We start from the raw sequence: 21,045 nt of genomic DNA, 5'->3' as shown, positions 1-21,045 counted from the left end.
AGGAGCGGGGCGCTGCGCCGGACAGACGGGTGTGTTCGCACCGGGCGGCAAGCACGGGGTGGGTTTTCACCGACGGTGGTGAACCGGTCACCGCCGCCCCGCGACACGCCGGACGTCGGCTCGCTGGAACAATCGGGCAGGTGTCCGAGTTCTCCAGCACGTTCGTCCGGCTGCACGCCCGGCTGGCCCCGGTCCCGTTCGTTCCCGAGGTGCGTCTGCACCAGGCGGACGAGCCGATCGGGCTCTGGGAGCTGACCGAGGGCGAGTTCTCCAGCGACCGGCCGCCACCGTTCTGGGCGTTCGCCTGGGCCGGCGGCCAGGCCCTCGCCCGCTACGTGACCGACCACCCGCAGGTGGTCGCCGGTCGCCGGGTGCTCGACCTCGCCTCCGGCTCCGGCCTGGTGGCCATCGCCGCGGCCCGGGCCGGCGCGGCGTCCGTGCGGGCCGTCGAGGTGGACGAGCTGGCCGTGGCGGCGGTCGCGCTGAACGCCGAGGCCAACGGGGTACGCGTCGACGCCGAGTTCGGCGACATCCTCGACGGCGACGCAGGCGACGCCGAGGTGGTCCTCGCCGGGGACGTCTTCTACAGCGACGCGATGGCCCGTCGGGTGCTGCGGTTCCTGCTGCGCGCCGCCCGGGGCGGGGCGCCGGCGCTGGTCGGCGACCCCGGTCGGGCGTTCCTGCCCCGCGACCGCTTCGACGAGTTGGCCCACTACGACGTGCCGGTGCCGGAGGCGCTGGAGAGCGTCCGGGTGAAGCGCACCACCGTCTGGCAGCTGCGCGCCGGCCTGCCGGGAGCCGCCCGCTAGCGTGTCGACGTGCTGTTCCGGAGCTGGGGGTCCGCGGTCGAGGCACCCTGGCCGGACGTCGCCGAGGTGACCGACCACGTCGGCGTACGTCACCTGGTCGTCACCCGGCACGCGCAGGTCCGGCAGGTCCTCGCCGACCCGGTCAGCTACCGGCCGGACAACGCGCTCGACGCGATGACCCCGATGCCGGTGACGGCGCTGCGGATGCTGGCCGGGCACCGGTTCCGGCTGCCGCCGACCCTGGCGAACAACTCCGGCGCGAGCCATCCGCGGATCCGGGCGATCGTCGCGGACGCGTTGCACCCCACGCGGGTCGCGGCGCAGCGTCCCTGGCTCACCGCGCTGGTCCGGGACCGGGTCGCCCGACTCCGCGCCACGCTCGACGCCGGCCATTCCGTCGACCTGTACGCGGACCTCGCCGCCGACCTTCCGCTGCTGGTGCTGGCCCGGCTGGTGGAGCTGCCGGACGCGCCGGTCGGCGCCGTCAAGGAGTTCGCCCGGGCCGCGCTGGAGCTGTTCTGGGCGCCGCTGGACGCCGACCGGCAGGTGGCGCTCGCCGGCGAGGTGGGCCGGTTCCACCGCGTCCTGCGCGACTTCGCGGCCACCGGCGGTGGGCTGGCCGCCGACCTGCGCAACGCCGGACACCCGCCGGACGTGGTGGTCGGCGCGCTCTTCTTCCTGCTGGTCGCCGGGCAGGAGACCACTTCGCAGTTCCTCACCCTGCTGCTGCACCGGCTCGCCGGTGAACCGGCGGTGCGGGCCGGGCTGCGTACCGGCGAGGTCGCGGTCGGCGACGTGGTGGAGGAGGGTCTGAGACTGGAACCGCCGATCGTCACGTGGCGGCGGGTGGCGGCGGTGGACAGCACGCTGGGCGGAACGCCGGTGCCGGCGGGCACCGGTCTCGTGCTGTGGCTGGGCCGCGCCGGCCGGGATCCGGCGGTCGTCGAGTCGCCCGACGAGTTCCGTCCGGGCCAGCGCGGATCGCGCCGGCACCTGGCGTTCGGGGCGGGCGCGCACCGCTGCGTCGGTGACATGCTGGCCCGGATGGAGGCGGCCGTGGTGGTGGCCGAGGCCGCGCCGCTGCTGGACGGGGTACGGGTGATCCGTCCGCCCTGGTGTCCGGACAATCTCACCTTCCGAATGCCGGATGCCTTCGTGGTGCGGTCCGCCACCGGCCGCCCCGCTGGTCGAACCGGGTTCTGACCCGAGGCTGGGCAGCCCGGTCGAGGCTGCCCGAGGAGCGTCCTCGCGGGGCCGCGGCCCTGACCTCGACCCGCTATGTTTCCGGGCGTGTCATCAGCCCGCCCGCGTCACATCCCCGCAGTGGTAACGCTTCTGTCCCTGCTGGTGCTGAGTGCCTGCGCAGTCGACCGCGGCCACACGTTCCACGTCCGGCAGATCACCGCGGCCCAGCCGACCCCGACACCCTCGGCCTCGCCGTCCCCCACGGCGAAGCCCGCACCGGGGAGTCTGGCCTGGTACGTGTCCCAGGTACCGACGTTTCCGGAGGCGCCGCCACCGCAACCGGTGCCGCTGCCGGCGACCGGTCCGGCCCCGTTCTGGCACCGCCTGCCGACCGAGCAGAGGGTCGCCTTCATCACCATCGACGACGGTGGACTGGCCCGGCCGCCCGCGGTGATCGACTTCATCCGGGAGGCCCACATCCCGGTCACGATGTTCCTCAACTCACCGGCGGCGGCGGAGCACACGGACTACTTCCGGGGCATCGAGGCGGCCGGTGGGGTCGTCGAGAACCACACCATCACGCACACCTCGCTGTCCGGGCGGTCGTACGCCTTCCAGAAGCAGGAGATCTGCGGAGCCGCGGACCGGTTGGAGACGCTGTTCGGCAAGCGACCCACCCTGTTCCGCCCGCCGTTCGGCAACCGCGACACCAGCACCCTCCAGGCGGCGCACGACTGCGGCATGAAGGCGGTCTTCCACTGGTCCGAGACCGTCCACGAGGGAAAGGTGCGCTACCAGACCCCGGAGAAGGTCGTACGCCCCGGCGACGTGCTGCTCATGCACTTCCGGCCGGCGCTCATGGACGACCTCCTCGGAGCACTGAAGGCGATCCACCGGTCCGGGCTCACACCAGCGCTGCTGGAGGACTACGTGCGGTGACCGGTCGGCCGCCGACCTGACGAAAGTCAGGGCCGGGTGGTGCCGTTCGGGCGCGGCGAGACGGCGGCCGGCGCGCCTAACGTCACCACATGATCACACTACGTGGGTTGACGAAACGGTTCGGTGCGACCGTCGCGGTCGACGCGCTGACCATCGACGTCGCGCCCGGCCGGGTCACCGGTTTCCTCGGCCCCAACGGCGCCGGCAAGTCCACCACCATGCGGATGATCCTCGGACTGGACCGGCCCAGCGCCGGGCAGGCCCTCGTCGGCGGGCGTACGTACCGGGAGCTGCGCCGACCGCTGCGCGAGGTGGGTGCCCTGCTCGACGCCCGCGCCATCCACCCGGCCCGGTCCGGGCGGGCGCACCTGCTGGCCATGGCCCACAGCAACGGCATCCCGGCCGGCCGGGTCGACGAGGTGCTGGACACCGTCGGGCTGGACGGGCACGCCGCCGGGAAACCCGGCCGGACCCTCTCCCTCGGCATGGGCCAACGGCTCGGCATCGCCGGCGCACTGCTCGGCGACCCGCCGGTGCTGATGTTCGACGAGCCGGTGAACGGCCTCGACCCGGACGGGGTGCGCTGGGTACGCCAGCTCACGCGCTCCCTGGCCGACGAGGGACGTACCGTCTTCGTCTCCAGCCACCTGATGAGCGAGATGCAGCTCACCGCCGACCAGCTCGTGGTGATCGGCCGCGGACGGCTGCTCGCCGACGCGCCGATCGACGACGTGATCGCGGGGAGCGCGGTCGCGGTCCGCGTCCGCAGCCCGCACCCGGACGGGCTGGCCACCCTCGCCGCGCGGCTCACCGCCACCGGCGCCACCGTCGAGGCGGCCGGCCCGCACGAGCTGACCGTCACCGGCACCACCGCCGACCGTGTCGGTGACCTGGCGCACGAGCTGGGGGTACGACTGCACGAGCTGAGCCCGCACGGCGCGTCGCTGGAGCAGGCGTTCATGGAGCTGACCGCCGGCAGCGTCGAGTACGCGGGCGGACCGACCGGAGGTGGGACGCGATGAGCACGGACACCCGTCCTAACCTCCTGCGCGGCGCGGTGGCCGCCGAGTGGACCAAGCTGTCCTCGGTGCGCAGCACCTGGTGGACGGCGCTGTCCGGGGTGTTGTTGATGGCGGCGAGCGCCGGGCAGCTGGCCATCTACGCCGCCAACGCCAACACCAACGACGATCCCGCCGACGATCCGGGCGTCGTCGCCGCCGGCAGCGTGGTGATCGACGCGGTCGAGCTGACCCAGTACGCGGTGCTGGCGCTGGGCCTGCTGGCGATCACCGCCGAGTTCACCAGCGGCACCATTCGGACCACCCTGCAGTGCACCCCGTCGCGCGGGCGGGTGCTGCTGGCCAAGGCCATGGTCGCCGGCGCGGTCACCTTCGTGCTCGGGCTGCTGCTCGGCGGCGTCGGCGCCCTGGTCGCCCGGCCGGTCCTCGGCGAGTGGGGCAGGGCGCCCGCGGCCGACACGATCGGCGACATCGTGGCGGTGGCGACCTACCTGGCGCTGGTCGGTGTGCTCGCGTTGGGCCTCGGCGCGGCGCTGCGCAGCGCGGTACTCACGATCATCGTGCTGCTCGCCACCCTGATGATCGTTCCCCTGTCACTTCAGGAGCCGGACATCGCCGTGCTGAACCGGATCGCCGACGTGTTCCCCGGGGTGGCCGGCGGGCACTTCCTGGCCGGCGACACCGACCCGTACCCCGGTGCGGTCGGGCTGCTCCTGCTCGCCGGGTGGGCCGGCGCCGCGCTGCTGCTGGGCCGGGCCGCCCTGCGCCGACGCGACGCCTGAGCGCCGAGCGGGGGCCGGAAGGCTCCCGCTCAGCCGTCGACCAGCCCCGCCTCGTACGCGAGGATCGCCGCCTGCACCCGGTTACGCACGTCCAGGCGGGTGAAGATGCTGGTCAGGTAGCTCTTCACGGTGCCCTCCACCAGGTGCAGCCGACGGGCGATCTCCGCGTTGGACAGTCCCGCGCCGACCAGGGCCAGCACCTCCCGTTCCCGCTCGGTCAGTCCGGCCGTCCGGTCCCGCGCGGCCGGTCGACGGGCCAGCCGCCCCGCACCCAGCTCGATCACCCGCCGGGCCACCCGCGGCGACAGGTACGCCCCGCCGTCGGCGACCGCGTGCACCCCGGCGATCAGCTCACGCGGGTCGCCGGCCTTGAGCAGGAACCCGCTCGCGCCATGCCCCAACGCCCGGGCCACGTGGTCGTCCTCGCCGAACGTGGTCAGCATGACCGTCGCGGTGTCCGGCGCCACCCGGCGGATCTCGGCGGCGGCGGCCAGCCCGTCCAGCCTCGGCATCCGGATGTCCAGCAACGCCACCCGGGGCCGGTGCGCACGGACCAGTTCCACCGCAGCCCGCCCGTCGCCGGCTTCGGCGACCACCTCGATGCCCGGATCGGCGGCGAGGATCGCCCGGACGCCGGCCCGGATCATCGCCTCGTCGTCGGCCAGAACCACCCGGACGGGCAGGGCCGTGTCGGCGTTCACTGCGCGATCCGCTCCTTGCTGGCCAGCCGGCCGTCGGTGAAACAGAGCCGCCACGTCGGTTCGGCGAGCGGAAAGTTCCCGTCGGTGTAGTACTCGCAGCCCGGCTCCGACGTCCCGAGCGGCGGGGTGAGCTGCCGGCGGGGCAACCCGGGCAGGTCGGCGCGGGCGCTCCCGGGCCGCATCCGGTCGTACGCCGACTCGTCCAGCACCGTCCCGGCCGTGGCGAACGGGTAGTAGACCAGCGACAGGGCGAGCGCGAGACCGGCCGGGGCGGCGAGGGCGGTCACCAGGCTGCGCCGGACCCGGCGGCGGGCCTCGCGCAGCCGCCGCTCGGCGGCGGCCGGCGGCTCGATCCCACCGCCGTCGTCGCCCGTGCCGTCGGTGACGTCCCCCGGATCGGCGGGCACGGCCGACCATCCCCCGGCCGGCACGCCGGTGAACGGGTCGGCGGGCAGCGGCAGCCGGGCCCGCACCGCGTAACCACCGTCGGGGCACGGGCCGGTGTCCAGGACGCCGCCGGCCAGCCGTACCCGCTCGGCGAGGGCGAGCAGGCCGCTGCCCGAGGACGCCGGTGTGGGCGGCTGGCCAGCCGGCGCCGGCCCGTTGCGCACCCGCACCTCGATACCGTCTCCCGCCCCGTCTCCCGAGGGGGCGAGGGTGACGGTGACCGGGGCGCCCGGGGCGTACCGGGCCGCGTTGGTGAGCGCCTCCCGGACCACCCGGTGCGCGGCGGCACCGGTCATCCCGGGCAGTGCGACAGTGCCGGGCGCGACGTCCAACCGGACCGCCATCCCGGCCTCCCGCGCCCCGTCCACCAGGTCGGCGACGGTCTCCCCCACCGGCGCGACACCGGCCGGGCGGCCCTCCTCGCGCAGCACCCCGATGATGCCGTGCAGCCGTTCGGTGGCCGCCGCGACACTGGCCCGCAGCTCACCCACCGCCGCCCGGTGCGCCGACGGCAGGTCGTCGGCCAACTCGAGGGCGGCGGCCCGCAGCGCGATCAGACTGAGATCGTGGCCCAGCGAGTCGTGCATCTCCTCGGCGATGCGGGCCCGCTCACGCAACCGGATCCGTTCGGCGGCGCCCCGCCGCTCCCGTGTCAACGCCTCGACGTGGCGGCGGCCGGCGTCGGTCAACTCCTGCTGCTGCCGGCGGTACCGGCCCACCAGCCACGGGAACACGCCGGCGAACAGCAGCACCGAGGCCAGCAGGAACCAGGTGGCCGCCCCGGTGCCGAGCAGCCCCAGATTCAGCACGGTGCCGCCGACCGCGATCACACCGAACAGCACGGCAGCCGGTGCCGCGCCCGCGCTCCGACGCCCGGTCAGATAGCTGAACACCGGGATCGCGAAGACGAAGTTGCCGTCCACCAACGAACCGAGCAGCACCAGCAGCAGGCCGACCAGCGGCCGGCGCCGCCCCGACGCCACCGCCACCGCCAGCAGCGCCAGCGACCCGACCAGCAGCGCCGTATCGAAACGCGGGTGCGGCGGGCTCAACCTGGCGGCCGCGATCGGGGCGGCCACCACCGCCCAGAGCAGCACGTCCGGCAGCGGACGCAGCCACCGGTGCACCCTGTCCGGCGAACCGGGCCCCGAGCGGTCCAGAATCCTCACGGCGGCCAGGCTACCCACGCCCGACCTGGTCGGACACCGACGAAAGTCAGGTGTTCAGCCGCTCTCCTCGGCCCACGTCCGCCAGTCGTCGAGCACCCCGTGCAGAGCCGGGGTGAGCCAGCCCGGCGCCGACCGCCGGAACACGCCCGGGTCCATCGCGCCGGCGCCGTCGGGCACCGCGCCGAGCAGGTTCGGCACCAGGTCGGTGAGGTTCGTCCAGTGCACCAGTTCCGGCGTGGCCGGCCACGCGCCGATCACCACACCCGCCGGCACCGCCCGACGGTCCAGCGCCTCCAGGGTCAACGCGGTGTGGTTGAGGGTGCCCAGGCCGGCGCGGGCGACCACCACCGCGGGCGCGCCGAGCGACACCGCCAGGTCGGCCATCGTCCACGGCTCGCCCGACGGACGCAGCCCCATCGGCACCAGCAGCCCACCGGCGCCCTCGACCAGCACCAGGTCGTGCTTGTCGGTCTCGTCGCGGACGGCGTCCACCGCCGTGTACAACTCCAGCGGCGGAAGGTCGGCCACCCGGGCGGCGGCCAGCGGCGCCAACGGATCCGGGTAACTGGCCAGCGTGCGGCCGGTCAACGGGGCGGCCAGCCGGTTCACGGCGTCCACGTCGCCCGGCTCACCGCCGGCCGTACCGGTCTGGCCGGGTTTGACCACGGCCACCCGCAGACCGGCGGCCTGCGCGGCCGCCGCGATCGCCGCGGTCACCACGGTCTTGCCGACCTCGGTGTCGGTCCCGGTGACCAGCACCGGCCCCTGCCAGGCGCTCACGCGACCACCTCGGTATCCCTCGCCGGCACGGGCGCACACTCCACGACGACGTCCACTGCCCGCTCGAAGTCCGCCCGGGGCACCCCGGCGCTGACGGTCAGCCGCAGCCGGGAACGGCTGTCCGGCGTGGACGGCGGCCGGAAACAGCCCACCGCGACGCCCCGGTCCCGGCAGGCGGCGGCCCAGGCGGTCGCCGCCTCCGGCCCGGGTGCGGTCACCGAGATCACCGCCGCGTCCGGCGCGGACACGACCAACCCGGCCGCGCGCAGCCGACCGACCGCCAGCGCGACCCGCTCGGCCAGTTCGTCGCGCAGGCCGTCACCGGCCCGGCTCAGCCGCAGCGCGGCATGCACCCCGGCGGCCACCGCCGGCGGCAGCGCGGTGTCGAAGATGAACGTCCGGCCGGTCTCGACCAGATGCCGCACGAGCTCGGCCGGGCCCGCGACCACTCCCCCCGCGCCACCCAGCGCCTTGGACAGGGTGGCGGTGATCACCACGTCCGGCTCGCCGGCCAGGCCGGCGGCGGCGACCGCACCGGCGCCGGCCGGACCGGTCACGCCGAGCCCGTGCGCGTCGTCGACCAGCAGCAGGGCACCGTGACGGCGGGCCACCGCGTGCAGTCGGGTCAACGGGGCGAGGTCACCGTCGACCGAGAAGATCGACTCGGTCACCACCACAGCCGGACGGCCCGGGGCCGCCGCGAGCGCGGCCGCGACCGCCGCCACATCGGCATGCGCGGTGACCACGGTCTCCGCGCCGGAGATCCGGCAGCCGTCGATCAGGGACGCGTGGTTGTGCGCGTCGGAGACGAGCAGCGTGCGGGGCCGGACGAGGGCCCGCAGCGCGCCCAGGTTGGCCAGGTACCCGGAGGAGAAGACGAGCGACCCGTCGGTGCCCAGCCACCGCGCCAGCTCGTCCTCCAGCGCCTGGTGCGCGTCGGTCGAGCCGCGCACCAGCCGCGACCCGGTGGCGCCCAGCCCGTAGGCCGACAGGGCCGCCGCGGCGGCGGCGGTGACCTCCGGGTGGGTGGCCAGGCCGAGGTAGTCGTTGCCGGCCAGGTCGGTCATTCCGTCGTCGGCCGGACGCGGGTGCAGCCGCCGGGTCAGCCCGGCCTTCGCCCGCAACTCCGCGCGGCGGTCGAGCGCCGCCAGCCAGTCCGCCACCGTCACCCCTTCGCCGCTGTCCGTGCCGGTCACGCCGACCCGCCGGGGGAAATTACCACCCGCCGCCACCGGCCCGACGGATCCACTCGGTGCGAGGGCCCACCGACAGCGGGTCATTCCGGCTGATCGGGGGGCCTTGTAGGGTACGAGCCATGCCAGAGATCCTCGACCAGGCCCGGACCCAGGTCCTGGGTGACGGTGTCGGCCTTGACCAGGCCGGCGTCCTCGCCGTGCTCAACCTGCCCGACGAGCACCTGCCCGCCGCCCTTCAACTCGCCCACGACGTGCGGATGCGCTGGTGCGGCCCGGAGGTCGAGGTCGAGGGGATCGTCTCGCTGAAGACCGGCGGCTGCCCGGAGGATTGCCACTTCTGCTCCCAGTCCGGGCTGTTCACCTCTCCGGTGCGCTCGGTCTGGTTGGACATCCCGTCGCTGGTCGAGGCGGCGAAGCAGACCGCGAAGACCGGGGCGACCGAGTTCTGCATCGTGGCCGCGGTGCGCGGGCCGGACGCGCGGCTGATGAAGCAGATGCGCGAGGGCGTCGCCGCCATCAAGGCCGAGGTCGACATCCAGGTCGCCGCGTCGCTGGGCATGCTCTCCCAGGAGCAGGTCGACGACCTGGTCGACATGGGCGTGCACCGCTACAACCACAACCTGGAGACCTGCCGGTCGTACTTCCCCAACGTGGTCACCACGCACTCGTGGGAGGAGCGCTGGGAGACGCTGCGAATGGTCCGCGACTCCGGCATGGAGGTGTGCTGCGGCGGAATCCTCGGCCTCGGCGAGACCGTCGAGCAGCGGGCGGAGTTCGCCGCGCAGCTCGCCGAACTGAATCCGCACGAGGTGCCGCTGAACTTCCTCAACCCGCGCCCCGGCACGCCGCTGGGCGACCGGCCGGTGGTGGAGGGCAAGGACGCGCTGCGCGCCATCGCCGCGTTCCGGCTGGCCATGCCGCGCACCATCCTCCGGTACGCGGGCGGCCGGGAGATCACCCTCGGTGACCTGGGCACCCGCGACGGTCTGCTCGGCGGCATCAACGCGGTGATCGTCGGCAACTACCTCACCACGCTGGGTCGGCCGGCGACCGCCGATCTGGACCTGCTGGACGAGCTGAAGATGCCGGTCAAGGCCCTCTCCGCCACGCTGTGACGACCATGACGACGACTGAACTGTGGTGCGACCGGTGCGGTGAGCCGGCGACCGACGGCGCCCACCCGGGCTGCGCGTCGGCCCGCCAGTTGGAGCCGCCCCGGTACTGCCACCGGTGCCGCCGCCGGATGAAGGTGCAGGTGCTGCCGGTCGGCTGGTCGGCGGTCTGCGTCGAGCACGGCGAGATCGAGGGCTGAGCCGGTGCTGCGGGGACGGGCGGTGACACTGCGACCGGCGACGGTCGCGGACGTGCCGGCCCTCGCGGCGATCCGGGCGGACCCGGAGGTACGCCGCTGGTGGCGGGGCGGCGACGACCTGGCCGACTCGGTCCGTGCCGACCTCGGCGACGACGACCTGACCCTGTACGCCATCGAGCACGACGGCCGGATGGTGGGCGCGATCCAGTGGTACGCCGAATCCGATCCGGACTACCGGCACGCCAGCCTGGACATCTTCCTCGATCCGGCGGTACGCGGCGAGGGCCTGGGCGGAGACGCCATCCGCACCCTGGCCCGGCATCTCATCGACGAGTACGGCCACCACCGGTTCACCGTGGACCCGGCGGCGGCGAACAGCGCAGCCATCCGCGCGTACGCCAAGGCGGGTTTTCGTCCGGTGGGCGTCATGCGGCGCTACGAGCGCGGCGAGGACGGCCGCTGGCACGACGCCCTGCTGATGGACCTGCTCGCCGACGATCTCACGGAGTGAGCCGGCTGGCGACGGCCGTGCGCCTCAGCCGTCCCAGCACAGGTGCCCGTCCGGGAGTCGGCGGGCGCCCTCGGCGGGCTGGTGCGGACTGAGCCGCCCGCCCGGTAGGAGGTGCGCCACCGGCGTCTCGTGACCGAGCACCGCGACGTCGGCGATCAGCCGGCGGTGGCAGCGCCACCAGAGGCTCTCACTGCACATGACCGCGGTCGTCCGCCGGGCCGCTTCCGCCAGCACCTCGGCCAGCGCCACGTCGAAGTCCGGCGTGCGGGTGTACCTGGCGTACGCCCGGAACGCCGCGACCGTCCACCAGGTGTCCGGCTCCGGCTCCCCGGCGGGGATGTGCCGGCGTCCGCCGAGGCGCGGCTCCCAGCGGTAGTCGATCCCCCGCTCGGGCAGCCACCGCTCAAGCTCCTCCCGCCGGACGTCCGGGGTGGTACGGCTGGCCGGGTACCGCCGCACGTCCACCACCAGGGACACCCCGGCCTCGGTCAGCTGCTCTCCCAGCCGCACCCGGTCGGCTGTGCCGTGCCCGACGGTCAGCAACTCCCCCACGAGGCTGGCATGCCCAGAATCCCGGCGGCTTATCCCAGGCCCGGGTGGTGAGATTTTGGACAGTTGCCGTCCACGGGGGACGGCAACTGTCCACGGTCCCGGTCAGGCCAGCGTGCAGGCGGTGTTGTTGACGGTGAAGGCGGTGGGTTTCGGGTTGGCGCCGCTGTGGTTGCCGTTGAAGCCGAAGCTCACCGACGCGCCCGGCGCGAGTGTGCCGTTGTAGGACAGGTTCGTGGCGGTGACCGCCGCCCCGGTCTGGCTGACCGCCGCCGACCAGCCCTGACCGACGGTCTGCCCGCCGGGGAAGCTGAACCGCAGGGTCCAGCCGTTGATCGCGGTGGTGCCGGTGTTGGTGATCGTCACCGTGGCGGTGAAGCCGGCGCTCCAGTCGGTGCTGGCGTACCCCACCGAGCAGGTGCCGCCGACCGGCGGGGCCGTGGTGGTCACCGCGACCGGCGCGGACGCCGCTGAGGTGTTCCCGGCCGCGTCCACGGCCACCACGTAGAACTGGTACGCCGTGGACGCGGTCAGCCCGGTCACCGCCTGGGTGGTGCCGGTCGGCGAGCCCACCAGCGCGTCGGTGGCGCCGGCCTCCCGGTAGACCCGGTAGCCGGTGACGCCGACGTTGTCGGTGGACGGCGTCCAGGCCAGGGTGAGCCCGGTGGCGGTGACGCCGAGGCGACCGGCGTGCCGGGCGTGCTCGGCGCGGTGGTGTCAGCGGTGCCGGCCGGCGGCGTGGTGACGGTGAGCTTTGGCGAGGCGGCCGAGGTGTTGCCCGCGCCGTCGCGGGCCACGATCCTGTACTCGTACGTCCGCTCGGGCAGCAGCGTGCTGACGGTGATCGAGTTCTCGGTGACCCGGCTGATCGCCACCACGTCGTTGCCGACCATGAACTCGTGGACGTCGTAACCGGCGAGGCCGCTGCCGCCGCTGTCGGTGGACGGCGCCCAGGTCAGGGTGACAGTGCGGGGGCCGAGGGCGGATGCCACCGGGGTGCCCGGGACGGTCGGCGCGGTGCTGTCCGGGACGACCGGGCCCGGCTCGTCGCCCCAGACCCGGGTGCCGCCGGAGTAGAGCGGCACCTTCCGGTTCGGCCCGGCGGTGGCCTGGTACGACGGGTCGTTTGTCGGGTCCCAGGTGCCGCCCTCCGGCACGCCGATCTTGAACTGGACCTCCATCCGGTGCTGCGACTGGCCGGCCGGGGCGATGGTGTACCCGGTGCAGTCCACCTCGACGTACCAGATGTCGCCGCTGAACTGCTTGGCGGTGGTCGGGGACGGGCAGCCCTGGGTGTAGCCGGCGGTGACCTGCACCGGGCCGGTGCCGTCGGGCCGGAAGTAGTACCGGAACTTCCCGTCGGTGAGCGCCCGGGCCGGGAACGCCGACTTGTTGTACACCATCACCTTGAGCCCGGTGGCCCGCGGCTCGGCCTGGGTCACAGTGGTCTCCACGGTCAGCTCGTCGATGTCCGGCTTCTCGGCGACCGGGAAGTTCGCCAGCGGCGTGCCGCCGTACTCGGAGGTCAGCCGAACCAGCGCGGAGGTGAAGCCGGCGTTGTAGTCGGTGGCCACCTCGTTCATCACGTAGTCCGACCGGCTGTCGCTGTACGCGTCGTTGGCCGAGGACGGGCCGCCGACCAGCGCGCCGTAGAGGGTGTGCCGGGTCTCGACGGGCACGGTCTGGCTGTCCCACCAGGAGCCGTGCGCGGTGCGGTGGTGCGGGTTGCGCGGCGAGTTGGCGCCGAACCCGATGACGTAGCTGGAGTTGCGCGGGTTGTCGCCGAGCGCGTAGTTGATCTGCCGGACGGCGAAGTCGTGGTAGCGAGCCTTGCGGGTGGTGTCGGTGGTCTTGTCGCTGTAGACCAGCGCCGCGAAGGAGGTGTTGGCCGCGTAGCGCAGCGCGCCCCAGGAGTCGAGCACCGCCATCCCGCCCGGCGAGTACGGCACCCGCTGCCCGTTCACGCCGACGGTCCAGTAGTCCAGCCAACGGTTGCGTCGTCGACGTACTTCTGCTTGCCGGTCAGGTTGGCCAGCAGCACGTACGCGCCGAACTGCTTGTTGTCCCAGGCAATCGTCCACTTGTAGGAGCGAGTGGTGGACTGGTTTTCGGTGCCGAGCTTGTCGTACTCACTCTCGGCCTTGGCCAGGTAGCTGGCCTCGCCGGTGGCCCGGTGCAGCCAGATCGCGGCCCAGACCAGCTCGTCCTGCCAGCCGCTCCACGAGCGGTAGAAGCTCGTCGCGTCGGTGATGCACTCGTGGTAGGACTTCCGCACCGTGTCGGCGAACGTGTAGAGCTGCCGCGCGTGCCCGAGCAGCCGGTCGGCGTAGGCCGCGTCGGTGGGCCGGAACACCATCGATGAGGCGGCCATCGCGGCCGCCGTCTCCCCCGCCAGGTCCGCGCCGCCACAGCTCGCATCGATCTTGTACGCGGGCCGCGCCATCGGCATCACCTCGGCCGGGCCCCACCACTTGTGGTCGTCGTCGCCCTTGCCGACCTGTCCATAGAGAACGTTGGCCGACGGGTGCGCCTTGATGAAGTAGTCGTTGACGAAGCGCAGGTTGTTCAGCAGGTGCGGCAGTTGCCCGGAGGTGGCGTAGCCGCTGCGGTACTCCACCGCGCCCCAGGCGAGCATGGTGGCGCTGAACGCCATCGGGAAGCCGAACTTGACGTGGTCGCCCGCGTCGTACCAGCCGCCGGTGAGGTCCAGCCCCGCGTCGGCGCCGTCGGTGAGCGCGCTGTCCCCGCGCCACGAGACCCGGTTCCAGTCGGGCAGGCGACCGGACTGCTGCGCCTCGTAGAAGAGCAGCGACTTCTGCAACGCCTCGGCGTAGTTGAAGGTCGCCGGCGCGGCGGACGCGGTCCCGGCCACCGGGGCGGCGACCGCGAGGGACAGTCCGGTGAGCAGGGCGATGCCGGCGGTCAGCATTCGCCGCGGCCAGGGCTGGTCGGCGACCGGCGACCGGCCGGGTTGGCCGGGAACCGGCCGGGTGGGATGACGCATGGCGAGCTCCTGTCGGAGGCGCCGCCGGTGGTCGCACCGACGCGGGACGGCGTGGGAGCGGCGCGGCCACCGGCGACGGTGGGGTGGCGGTGTGACCAGGGGCAGGCATGGAAGCGCTCCCATGGATATTCGACAATGTAATGCGCCCGCAGTCGCTTGGGAAGCCCGCAACCCGAGCTACCTCACATCATCGACTCTCTTCGATTGCATCGACGGATGTCCGCAGCTCGGCTCCACACCACCGGACAGGCCGCCGGGCACAACGGAGCGAACAGCGTCCAACCAGATAAACGTACTGTTGCTGACCCGCTACTCCGCGCGAGACAGTACCGATCACCAGCGGTGCCATCGACGCCGCCGCTCCCCGGCCGACCCTGAGGAGAACGCGATGGCACTACGACTCGCCGAGGGCACCGCCTGGTCCGAGGTCCTCGCCCGCGCGGTGGCCGCCACACCGGAGGCGTTCGGCGCCGACGTGGACGGCGTCACCACCCTGCACAACCTGGTCGAAGGCGAATGGCTGGCCGTCGGCCGCCCCGCGCCGGTCCGCACCCCGGTGGACAACAGCGTCGTGATCAACCTGCCCCGGCTCGACGCCGACACCGCCCGCTCTGCCGTCACGCACGCCACCGCCGCGCACCGGGCCTGGGCGCGGACCCCGCTCGCCGAACGCAAGGCCCGGGTCGCCGACGCGCTGGACGCCCTCACCGCCCACCGTGACCTGCTCGCGCTACTGCTCGTCTGGGAGATCGGCAAGCCCTGGCGGCTGGCCTGCGCCGACGTGGACCGCGCGCTCGACGGTGTCCGCTGGTACGTCGGCGAGATCGACCGGATGCTCGCCGACGGCCGCGAGCCGCTGCCCGGCCCGGTCAGCAACATCGCCTCGTGGAACTACCCGATGAGCGTTCTGGTGCACGCCGAACTGGTTCAGCTGCTCGCCGGCAACGCGGTCATCGCCAAGACCCCCTCCCAGGGCGGCGCGGTCTGCCTGACCGTCGCGCACGCGCTGATGCGCCGCGCCGGCCTGCCCGCCACCCTCGTCTCCGGCGGCGGCGAGGAACTGTCCGAAGTGCTGGTCCGGGCACCCGAGATCGGCGCGGTGGCGTTCGTCGGCGGACGCTCCAACGGCGGCAAGGTGGCCGCCGCGCTGCTCGACAGCGACAAGCGGCACTTCATCGAGCAGGAGGGCCTCAACGCCTGGGGCATCTGGAACTTCTCCCAGTGGGACCTGCTCGCCACGCACCTCAGGAAGGGCTTCGAGTACGGCAAGCAGCGCTGCACCGCGTACCCCCGGTTCGTGGTGCAACGCGACCTGGTCGACGAGTTCCTCGACATGTACCTGCCCGTCGTACGCTCGGTCCGCTTCGGTCACCCGCTCGCCGTCGACGAGAACTGGACCGCCGGCGACCCACTGCCCGAACTGGACTTCGGGCCGCTGATCAGCGCCGCCAAGGCCGACGAGCTACGCCGCAAGGTCGACGAGGCGGTCCGTGGCGGCGCGGTGCCCCTGCACCGGGGCAAACTGACCGGGGCGCCGTTTCTGCCCGGCCAGGACACCTCGGCGTACGTGGCGCCGTCGGTGCTGCTCGCCCCGCCCGGCCGGTCCCGACTGATGCACGCCGAGCCGTTCGGGCCGGTCGACACGATCGTCGTGGTGGACACCACCGACGAGCTGCTGGCCGCGATGAACGCCTCCAACGGCGCGCTGGTCGCGTCCCTGGCCTGCGACGACGAGGAGCTGGCCGGCAAGCTCGCGACGGATCTGCAGGCGTTCAAGGTGGGTATCAACAAGCCACGCTCGCGGGGTGACCGCGACGAGCCGTTCGGCGGTCGGGGCGCCTCGTGGAAGGGCGCGTTCGTCGGCGGCGACCTGTTGGTGCAGGCCGTCACCGTCGGCGGCGACGGCCGGCTCTACGGCAACTTCCCCGACTACAACAGCTACCCCGCCACCTGACCGACATCCCGGGCCGGTCCCCGCCACCGCGACGGGGACGGCGGCGTACGGTCGATCAATGGCGATGATCGCGCAGCTCTCCCTGGGCGTGTCCGATGCGGAACGAGCGGGAGCCTTTTGGGCCGCCGCCCTCGGCTACCGCCGCCGGCCGCCCCGCTTCGACAACGACGAGTGGATCGTGCTGGAGCCGCCGCCCGGGGCACCGGGCACGGCGATCGCCATGGACCTCAGCGAGAGCCCGGTGCAGGAGTTCCCGCGGCTGCACCTGGACCTGGACGCCGGTGAGCGCCCGCTGGACGAGGAGATCGACCGTCTGCTGGCCCTCGGCGCCCAGCGGGTGCGGTGGCAGCACTATCCCACCGACCCGCATCCGACCGAGCCGCCGTACGTGGTGCTCGCCGACCCCGAGGGCAACCGGTTCTGCGTGTCGGGCCACCGCAAACCCTCCGCGAGCTGAGGGGTCCACGGACCGTTCTCGACCGAGCCCCGGTGGCCCTTCCTACGCGCCGGACGACAGGAAGGTGCTCGCCGCCTCGACCGGACGCGGAGCGACGAGCGGGAGGGTGAGAGTGAGCAGGGCACCATCGCGATCAGCCGAGCCGGGCCGGTCCAGCCGACGCACCGTACGCAGCATCGGGGTGTTCTCGGCCTGGACGTGCAGCAGCAGCGCCGCGTACCCGGCCTGGTCGGCGTGCCGGGCCAGCCGGCGCAGCAACGCCGAGCCGAGCCCACGTCGCTGCCAGTCGTCGCGCACGAGCAGCGCCACCTCGGCTTCGTCGCCCTCGCCGAGCAGGTTCGCCATCGCCACCACCGACTCCGCCGCACCGTCGCTGGTCGTGGCAACCATCGTCAACCCGCGGCTCGGCTCCAGCAGTCGACGCAGCCGGGCCGGCTGTGGCAACGCCGCCCCGCCCAGATACCGCCGGTGCCGGCTACGCGGGGAGCACCGCTCGTGCAGCTCCAGAACACTCGACAGGTCGTCCGCGCACGCCGGCCGCACGGCCACCTCGGCGCCCTCGGGCAGCACCAGGGTGACCTGTTCGGCGGCCCGGCGCGCCACGGTGGCGGCCAGCTCGACCAGAGCCTGCGCGCGGGCGTACTCCGCCGGGGTGAAGGCGGGCGCCGCCCGGCGCAGCGCGAACGAGCCGCCCGCCGGTCGGCCAGCGCCATGGTGGTGCCGGTGATGCCCCTCTCGACGCCGGTCGACGCCGGTCGCCAGCTGACCGAGTCGGCACCGAGCAGCGTACGCAGCGCCTCGCCCGTTGCGTCCGGGTCACGCACCAGCCGGTTGGCCAACCCGAGCACCCGGGTGGGCTGGTCGGCCAGGCCGCGCGCCTCGCTGCGCGCCACCCAGCAGTCCCGCCCGCGACCCCGCTCGACGGCCGCGATCAGGTCGGCCTCGTCGAGCGCGTCCGGCGCGTCGACCAGAAAGTCGTCCACCGCGCCCTGCTCGGTCGGCTGCACCTGCACGGTGAGGATGTTGACCCCGCGCAGCGCCAGGCTCGCCGTGAGGACCGACAGGTAACCGGGCCGGTCGTCCACCGTCGCTCGGATCCGCCACAACGTCATGGTTGGCTCACCGGGGGCGCGCCGACCAGGTCCAGTCGGTCACCGAGGATCACCGCGCTGGCCCGGACGAGCTGGCTGAGCCGGTCCACCTCGGTGCTGTGGAAACCGGCGGCACAGAGCGTCTCGCTGTGGTCGCGGGCCACCACCAGCACCAGGCCGGCCCGGCCGAACGGCGCTATCGCGTGGTGGGTGCCGTCGGTGGCGGTCGTCGCCCGGCCGCGCAGCGGGGTCACCTCCGGCAACCGCGGCGGTACGGGAGCGCGCCAGCTGGCGTGCCCGACGGTGGCTCCGCCACCCCCGGTCCGTGCCGCCCAGTCCACCGGAACCACCGCGGCGACGGCCCAGTCGGCCGCCAGCAGCCCGGGTACCGCGTCGACCAGGGTGGCCAGCCCGTCGGCCGGGTTCGCCGCGACCTGGGCCAGCAACTCCGCGTCCTGGCCGGTGGTGGTGGGCGCGCCGATCGCCCGCCACACGCCGTCCACCCGCACACCGGGGATCGCCGCGAGACCGGCCAGTAGCCGCTCGACCCGGGCGGCACCCGGCCAGACCACCGTGAAGTCGTCCACCGCACGCCCGCCGAGCCGCTCCAGGACCACCACCTGGACGATGTCCGCGCCGGACACGCCCAGCGTGCGGGCCACCTGGCCGAGGGTGCCCGGACGGTCCGGCAGGGTGACCCGAACTCGCAGCAACATGTCTGTCCCTCCGCTCGGCGGGCCGGCGACGGCCGGCAGGCTGGTCACAGCCTGGCCGTTGACCATTTCGTCCCTGTTGCGAAGGCATGTCCCGACGGGAAAATCTGACCTTGACAAGGTGAGCGGGCTGCCATCAACTAGTCGGATGACTGATCCGGCCGTCGACGCGCTCCGGCCCGGAGCAGCCCCGGCCGGACTGGACCTGGCCCGGCTCGCCGACCACCTGGCACGGCACCGACCCGAGCTGGCCGCCGGGCCGCTGCGGGCCGAGCTGATCGCCGGCGGCAAGTCCAACCTCACCTACCTGCTGCGTCTCGGCGACCGGGAGGTCGTACTGCGCCGGCCGCCGCTGGGGCACGTGCTGGCGACCGCGCACGACATGGCCCGCGAGTTCCGGGTCATCTCGGCCCTGGCGCCGACCGAGGTGCCGGTCCCGGACGCGCTGCTGCTCTGCACCGACCCGGAGGTGATCGGCGCCCCGTTCTACCTGATGGAACGCGTACCCGGAGAGGTGTTCCGCACCCGCGCGCAGACCGACCCGCTGGGCGACGAGCGTCGTCGGGCCCTCGCCACGGCGATGATGGACACCCTCGCCGCGCTGCACACCGTCGATCCGGCCGCGGTCGGGCTGAGCGACTTCGGCCGCCCCGAGGGCTACCTCGCCCGGCAGGTACGCCGCTGGGCCGGGCAGCTCGACCTCTCGCGCAGCCGCCCGCTGCCCGGCATCGACGAGCTGCGCGACGTGCTCGCCGCGACCGCGCCGGAGGGTGCGAACGCCGGCCGGATCGTGCACGGCGACTACCGGCTGGACAATCTCCTCGCCTCGGCCGACCCGGTGGCCGTGCACGCGGTGCTCGACTGGGAGATGGCCACCCTCGGCGATCCCCTCGCCGACCTGGGACTGCTCCTGACGTACTGGGACGTGCTCGGTGGCAGCGAGACGGCCGCCGGCAACCCGGTCGCCGACGGCCTCGGCCCACGGGCCGGCTTCCCCACCGGCGCCGAACTGATCGACAGGTACGCCGGGCGCAGCGACGTCGACGTCGGGCCGCTGCACTGGCACGTGGCGCTCGGCTGTTTCAAGCTCGCGGTCATCTGCGAGGGCATCCACTACCGCCACACCCTGGGGCAGACCCTCGGTGCGGGTTTCGACCGGATCGGCGACATGGTGGCACCGCTGGTCGCGCACGGGCTGACCGCCGCCAGGGAGCGGTGATGGACTTCTCGTACGACACCCGGACCGAGGAGCTGCGCGACGAGCTGACCCGGTTCCTGACCGAGCACGTCTACCCGGCCGAGCAGGTGCACGCCGAGCAGGTCGCCGCCGGCGACCCCTGGTCGCGTACCCCGGTGCTGGCCGAGCTGAAGGCCGAGGCCCGCAAGCGCGGCCTGTGGAACCTCTTCCTGCCCGACCCGCGTTACGGCGCCGGCCTGACCAACCTGCAGTACGCCCCCCTCGCGGAGCTGACCGGGCGCAGCCCGCACCTGGCGCCGGAGGCCGTCAACTGCGCGGCACCGGACACCGGCAACATGGAGTTGCTGGCCGAGTTCGGTTCGGACGCGCAGCGGGAACGCTGGCTCCTGCCGCTGCTGGAGGGCCAGATCCGCTCCGCGTTCTGCATGACCGAGCCGGACGTCGCGTCCTCCGACGCCACGAACATCGCCACCCGGATCACCCGCGACGGCGACGAGTACGTCATCAACGGACGCAAGTGGTGGTCGTCCGGGGCCATGGACCCGCGCTGCGAGATCTTCATCGTGATGGGCAAGACCGACCCGGACGCCGACCGGCACCGCCAGCAGAGCATGGTCCTGGTGCCCCGGGACACCCCCGGGGTGAACGTCCGTCGGGGCATGACCGTCTTCGGCTACACGGACGGGTCGCACGGCGGGCACGCCGAGATCGACTTCACCGACGTGCGGGTGCCGGCGGAGAACCTGATCGGCGCCGAGGGCGGCGGCTTCGCCATCGCCCAGGCCCGGCTGGGTCCGGGCCGGATCCACCACTGCATGCGATTGATCGGAATGGCTGAGCGGGCATTGGAGCTGCTCTGCAAGCGGGCGCTCGGGCGGGTCGCGTTCGGCCGGCCGCTCGCCGAGCAGGGCGTGGTCCGGGAGTGGATCGCCGAGTCCCGGGTGCGCATCGAGCAGGCCCGGCTGCTGGTGCTCAAGACGGCCTGGCTGATGGACACCGTCGGCAACAAGGGCGCGCACACCGAGATCCAGGCCATCAAGATCGGCACGCCGGCGATGGCGGAGTGGGTGATCGACAAGGCCATCCAGGGGTACGGCGGCGCCGGCGTCAGCCAGGACACCCCGCTGGCCGCCCTCTGGGCACAGACCCGCACCCTGCGCCTCGCCGACGGCCCCGACGAGGTCCACCGCAACTCCCTCGCCAAGCGAGAACTCCGCCGCTGGGCCTGA

General features: G+C 73.5%; 20 protein-coding genes and 1 pseudogene. 12 read left to right on the top strand and 9 right to left on the bottom strand.

All coding sequences use genetic code 11. The annotated features are described in order from the left end of the window. Nucleotides 1–140 precede the first annotated feature (140 nt). From JNW91_RS04615 to JNW91_RS04595, 5 genes are all read left to right on the top strand, one after another. Nucleotides 141–809, top strand: a complete 669-nt coding sequence (locus tag JNW91_RS04615; RefSeq protein WP_203173693.1) for a class I SAM-dependent methyltransferase — start codon at nucleotides 141–143, stop codon at nucleotides 807–809. A gap of 9 nt (nucleotides 810–818) precedes the next feature. Beyond that, nucleotides 819–2,012 carry a cytochrome P450 gene (locus JNW91_RS04610; RefSeq protein WP_203173692.1) on the top strand — a complete coding sequence of 398 codons (1,194 nt, stop codon included), beginning with the start codon at nucleotides 819–821 and terminating at the stop codon, nucleotides 2,010–2,012. 120 nt (nucleotides 2,013–2,132) lie between these two features. Next, complete coding sequence (locus JNW91_RS04605; protein WP_309244223.1) at nucleotides 2,133–2,933, top strand: polysaccharide deacetylase family protein; 801 nt, start codon at nucleotides 2,133–2,135, stop codon at nucleotides 2,931–2,933. A gap of 89 nt (nucleotides 2,934–3,022) precedes the next feature. After that, nucleotides 3,023–3,955 (top strand): ABC transporter ATP-binding protein, encoded by a 933-nt coding sequence (locus JNW91_RS04600; RefSeq protein WP_203173690.1) that lies wholly within the window; start codon nucleotides 3,023–3,025, stop codon nucleotides 3,953–3,955. Beyond that, nucleotides 3,952–4,734: an ABC transporter permease subunit gene (locus JNW91_RS04595; RefSeq protein ID WP_203173689.1), complete on the top strand. Its 783-nt coding sequence runs from the start codon at nucleotides 3,952–3,954 to the stop codon at nucleotides 4,732–4,734. Before JNW91_RS04600 ends, JNW91_RS04595 begins: the two co-directional genes overlap by 4 nt. 29 nt (nucleotides 4,735–4,763) lie before the next feature. On the opposite strand, the gene JNW91_RS04590 is transcribed toward JNW91_RS04595, so the two are convergent. Genes JNW91_RS04590 through JNW91_RS04575 form a run of 4 tightly spaced genes read right to left on the bottom strand, consistent with a single transcriptional unit; the run spans nucleotide 4,764 to nucleotide 8,994 of the window. Further along, nucleotides 4,764–5,417 carry a response regulator gene (locus JNW91_RS04590; protein WP_203173720.1) on the bottom strand — a complete coding sequence of 218 codons (654 nt, stop codon included), beginning with the start codon at nucleotides 5,415–5,417 and terminating at the stop codon, nucleotides 4,764–4,766. A gap of 14 nt (nucleotides 5,418–5,431) precedes the next feature. Then, nucleotides 5,432–7,051, bottom strand: a complete 1,620-nt coding sequence (locus JNW91_RS04585) for a sensor histidine kinase (protein WP_309244222.1) — start codon at nucleotides 7,049–7,051, stop codon at nucleotides 5,432–5,434. Nucleotides 7,052–7,105: 54 nt separating this feature from the next. Continuing rightward, complete coding sequence (gene bioD, locus JNW91_RS04580) at nucleotides 7,106–7,810, bottom strand: dethiobiotin synthase (RefSeq protein WP_203173719.1); 705 nt, start codon at nucleotides 7,808–7,810, stop codon at nucleotides 7,106–7,108. A gap of 17 nt (nucleotides 7,811–7,827) precedes the next feature. Beyond that, on the bottom strand, nucleotides 7,828–8,994 hold the full coding sequence (locus JNW91_RS04575) for an 8-amino-7-oxononanoate synthase (protein ID WP_203173718.1): 1,167 nt from the start codon (nucleotides 8,992–8,994) through the stop codon (nucleotides 7,828–7,830). A gap of 152 nt (nucleotides 8,995–9,146) precedes the next feature. On the opposite strand from JNW91_RS04575, the gene bioB reads away from it, so the two are divergent. The 3 genes from bioB to JNW91_RS04560 are packed head-to-tail and all read left to right on the top strand — an operon-like array spanning nucleotide 9,147 to nucleotide 10,850. Further along, complete coding sequence (bioB, locus tag JNW91_RS04570) at nucleotides 9,147–10,142, top strand: biotin synthase BioB (RefSeq protein ID WP_203173687.1); 996 nt, start codon at nucleotides 9,147–9,149, stop codon at nucleotides 10,140–10,142. Between the two features lie 5 nt (nucleotides 10,143–10,147). Next, the gene (gene bsaP / locus JNW91_RS04565) at nucleotides 10,148–10,339 is read left to right on the top strand and encodes a biotin synthase auxiliary protein BsaP (protein ID WP_203173686.1); all 192 of its coding nucleotides are present in this window, start codon (nucleotides 10,148–10,150) and stop codon (nucleotides 10,337–10,339) included. A 4-nt stretch (nucleotides 10,340–10,343) separates the two neighbouring features. Further along, on the top strand, nucleotides 10,344–10,850 hold the full coding sequence (locus JNW91_RS04560; RefSeq protein WP_203173685.1) for a GNAT family N-acetyltransferase: 507 nt from the start codon (nucleotides 10,344–10,346) through the stop codon (nucleotides 10,848–10,850). Nucleotides 10,851–10,874: 24 nt separating this feature from the next. Here JNW91_RS04560 and JNW91_RS04555 read toward each other — a convergent pair whose 3' ends face one another. Further along, a complete protein-coding gene (locus tag JNW91_RS04555; RefSeq protein WP_203173684.1) occupies nucleotides 10,875–11,402 on the bottom strand; it encodes a DUF488 domain-containing protein in 528 nt (175 codons plus the stop codon). Nucleotides 11,403–11,504: 102 nt separating this feature from the next. Continuing rightward, nucleotides 11,505–14,403, bottom strand: a pseudogene (locus tag JNW91_RS33310) (glycoside hydrolase family 9 protein). A gap of 388 nt (nucleotides 14,404–14,791) precedes the next feature. On the opposite strand from JNW91_RS33310, the gene JNW91_RS04545 reads away from it, so the two are divergent. After that, nucleotides 14,792–16,357 (top strand): aldehyde dehydrogenase family protein, encoded by a 1,566-nt coding sequence (locus JNW91_RS04545; protein WP_203173683.1) that lies wholly within the window; start codon nucleotides 14,792–14,794, stop codon nucleotides 16,355–16,357. 58 nt (nucleotides 16,358–16,415) lie between these two features. Beyond that, nucleotides 16,416–16,814, top strand: a complete 399-nt coding sequence (locus JNW91_RS04540) for a VOC family protein (protein WP_238424351.1) — start codon at nucleotides 16,416–16,418, stop codon at nucleotides 16,812–16,814. A gap of 42 nt (nucleotides 16,815–16,856) precedes the next feature. Here JNW91_RS04540 and JNW91_RS31825 read toward each other — a convergent pair whose 3' ends face one another. The 3 genes from JNW91_RS31825 to JNW91_RS04530 are packed head-to-tail and all read right to left on the bottom strand — an operon-like array spanning nucleotide 16,857 to nucleotide 18,621. Then, nucleotides 16,857–17,204, bottom strand: a complete 348-nt coding sequence (locus JNW91_RS31825) for a GNAT family N-acetyltransferase (protein ID WP_238424350.1) — start codon at nucleotides 17,202–17,204, stop codon at nucleotides 16,857–16,859. 2 nt (nucleotides 17,205–17,206) lie between these two features. After that, nucleotides 17,207–17,926, bottom strand: a complete 720-nt coding sequence (locus tag JNW91_RS31820; RefSeq protein WP_238424349.1) for an ACT domain-containing protein — start codon at nucleotides 17,924–17,926, stop codon at nucleotides 17,207–17,209. Beyond that, complete coding sequence (locus JNW91_RS04530; RefSeq protein ID WP_203173682.1) at nucleotides 17,923–18,621, bottom strand: ACT domain-containing protein; 699 nt, start codon at nucleotides 18,619–18,621, stop codon at nucleotides 17,923–17,925. Before JNW91_RS04530 ends, JNW91_RS31820 begins: the two co-directional genes overlap by 4 nt. Before the next feature lie 145 nt (nucleotides 18,622–18,766). Between JNW91_RS04530 and JNW91_RS04525 the strand changes: the two genes are divergently transcribed. Next, the gene (locus JNW91_RS04525) at nucleotides 18,767–19,837 is read left to right on the top strand and encodes a phosphotransferase family protein (RefSeq protein WP_203173681.1); all 1,071 of its coding nucleotides are present in this window, start codon (nucleotides 18,767–18,769) and stop codon (nucleotides 19,835–19,837) included. Next, a complete protein-coding gene (locus JNW91_RS04520; RefSeq protein ID WP_203173680.1) occupies nucleotides 19,837–21,045 on the top strand; it encodes an acyl-CoA dehydrogenase family protein in 1,209 nt (402 codons plus the stop codon). Before JNW91_RS04525 ends, JNW91_RS04520 begins: the two co-directional genes overlap by 1 nt.

This window comes from Micromonospora parastrephiae, assembly GCF_016802865.1.
GTDB lineage: Bacteria > Actinomycetota > Actinomycetes > Mycobacteriales > Micromonosporaceae > Micromonospora > Micromonospora parastrephiae.
The sequence above is the reverse complement of the archived record's forward strand: the minus strand, read 5'-3'. Positions and strand labels throughout refer to the sequence as shown.

Coding starts and splice junctions, on each gene's coding strand:
- JNW91_RS04530 (WP_203173682.1), bottom strand. CDS start 18,621: ATGTTGCTGCGAGTTCGGGTCACCCTGCCGGACCGTCCGGGCACCCTC.
- JNW91_RS04520 (WP_203173680.1), top strand. CDS start 19,837: ATGGACTTCTCGTACGACACCCGGACCGAGGAGCTGCGCGACGAGCTG.
- JNW91_RS31825 (WP_238424350.1), bottom strand. CDS start 17,204: ATGGTTGCCACGACCAGCGACGGTGCGGCGGAGTCGGTGGTGGCGATG.
- JNW91_RS04595 (WP_203173689.1), top strand. CDS start 3,952: ATGAGCACGGACACCCGTCCTAACCTCCTGCGCGGCGCGGTGGCCGCC.
- JNW91_RS04600 (WP_203173690.1), top strand. CDS start 3,023: ATGATCACACTACGTGGGTTGACGAAACGGTTCGGTGCGACCGTCGCG.
- JNW91_RS04540 (WP_238424351.1), top strand. CDS start 16,416: ATGGCGATGATCGCGCAGCTCTCCCTGGGCGTGTCCGATGCGGAACGA.
- JNW91_RS31820 (WP_238424349.1), bottom strand. CDS start 17,926: ATGACGTTGTGGCGGATCCGAGCGACGGTGGACGACCGGCCCGGTTAC.
- JNW91_RS04545 (WP_203173683.1), top strand. CDS start 14,792: ATGGCACTACGACTCGCCGAGGGCACCGCCTGGTCCGAGGTCCTCGCC.
- bsaP (WP_203173686.1), top strand. CDS start 10,148: ATGACGACGACTGAACTGTGGTGCGACCGGTGCGGTGAGCCGGCGACC.
- bioB (WP_203173687.1), top strand. CDS start 9,147: ATGCCAGAGATCCTCGACCAGGCCCGGACCCAGGTCCTGGGTGACGGT.
- JNW91_RS04525 (WP_203173681.1), top strand. CDS start 18,767: ATGACTGATCCGGCCGTCGACGCGCTCCGGCCCGGAGCAGCCCCGGCC.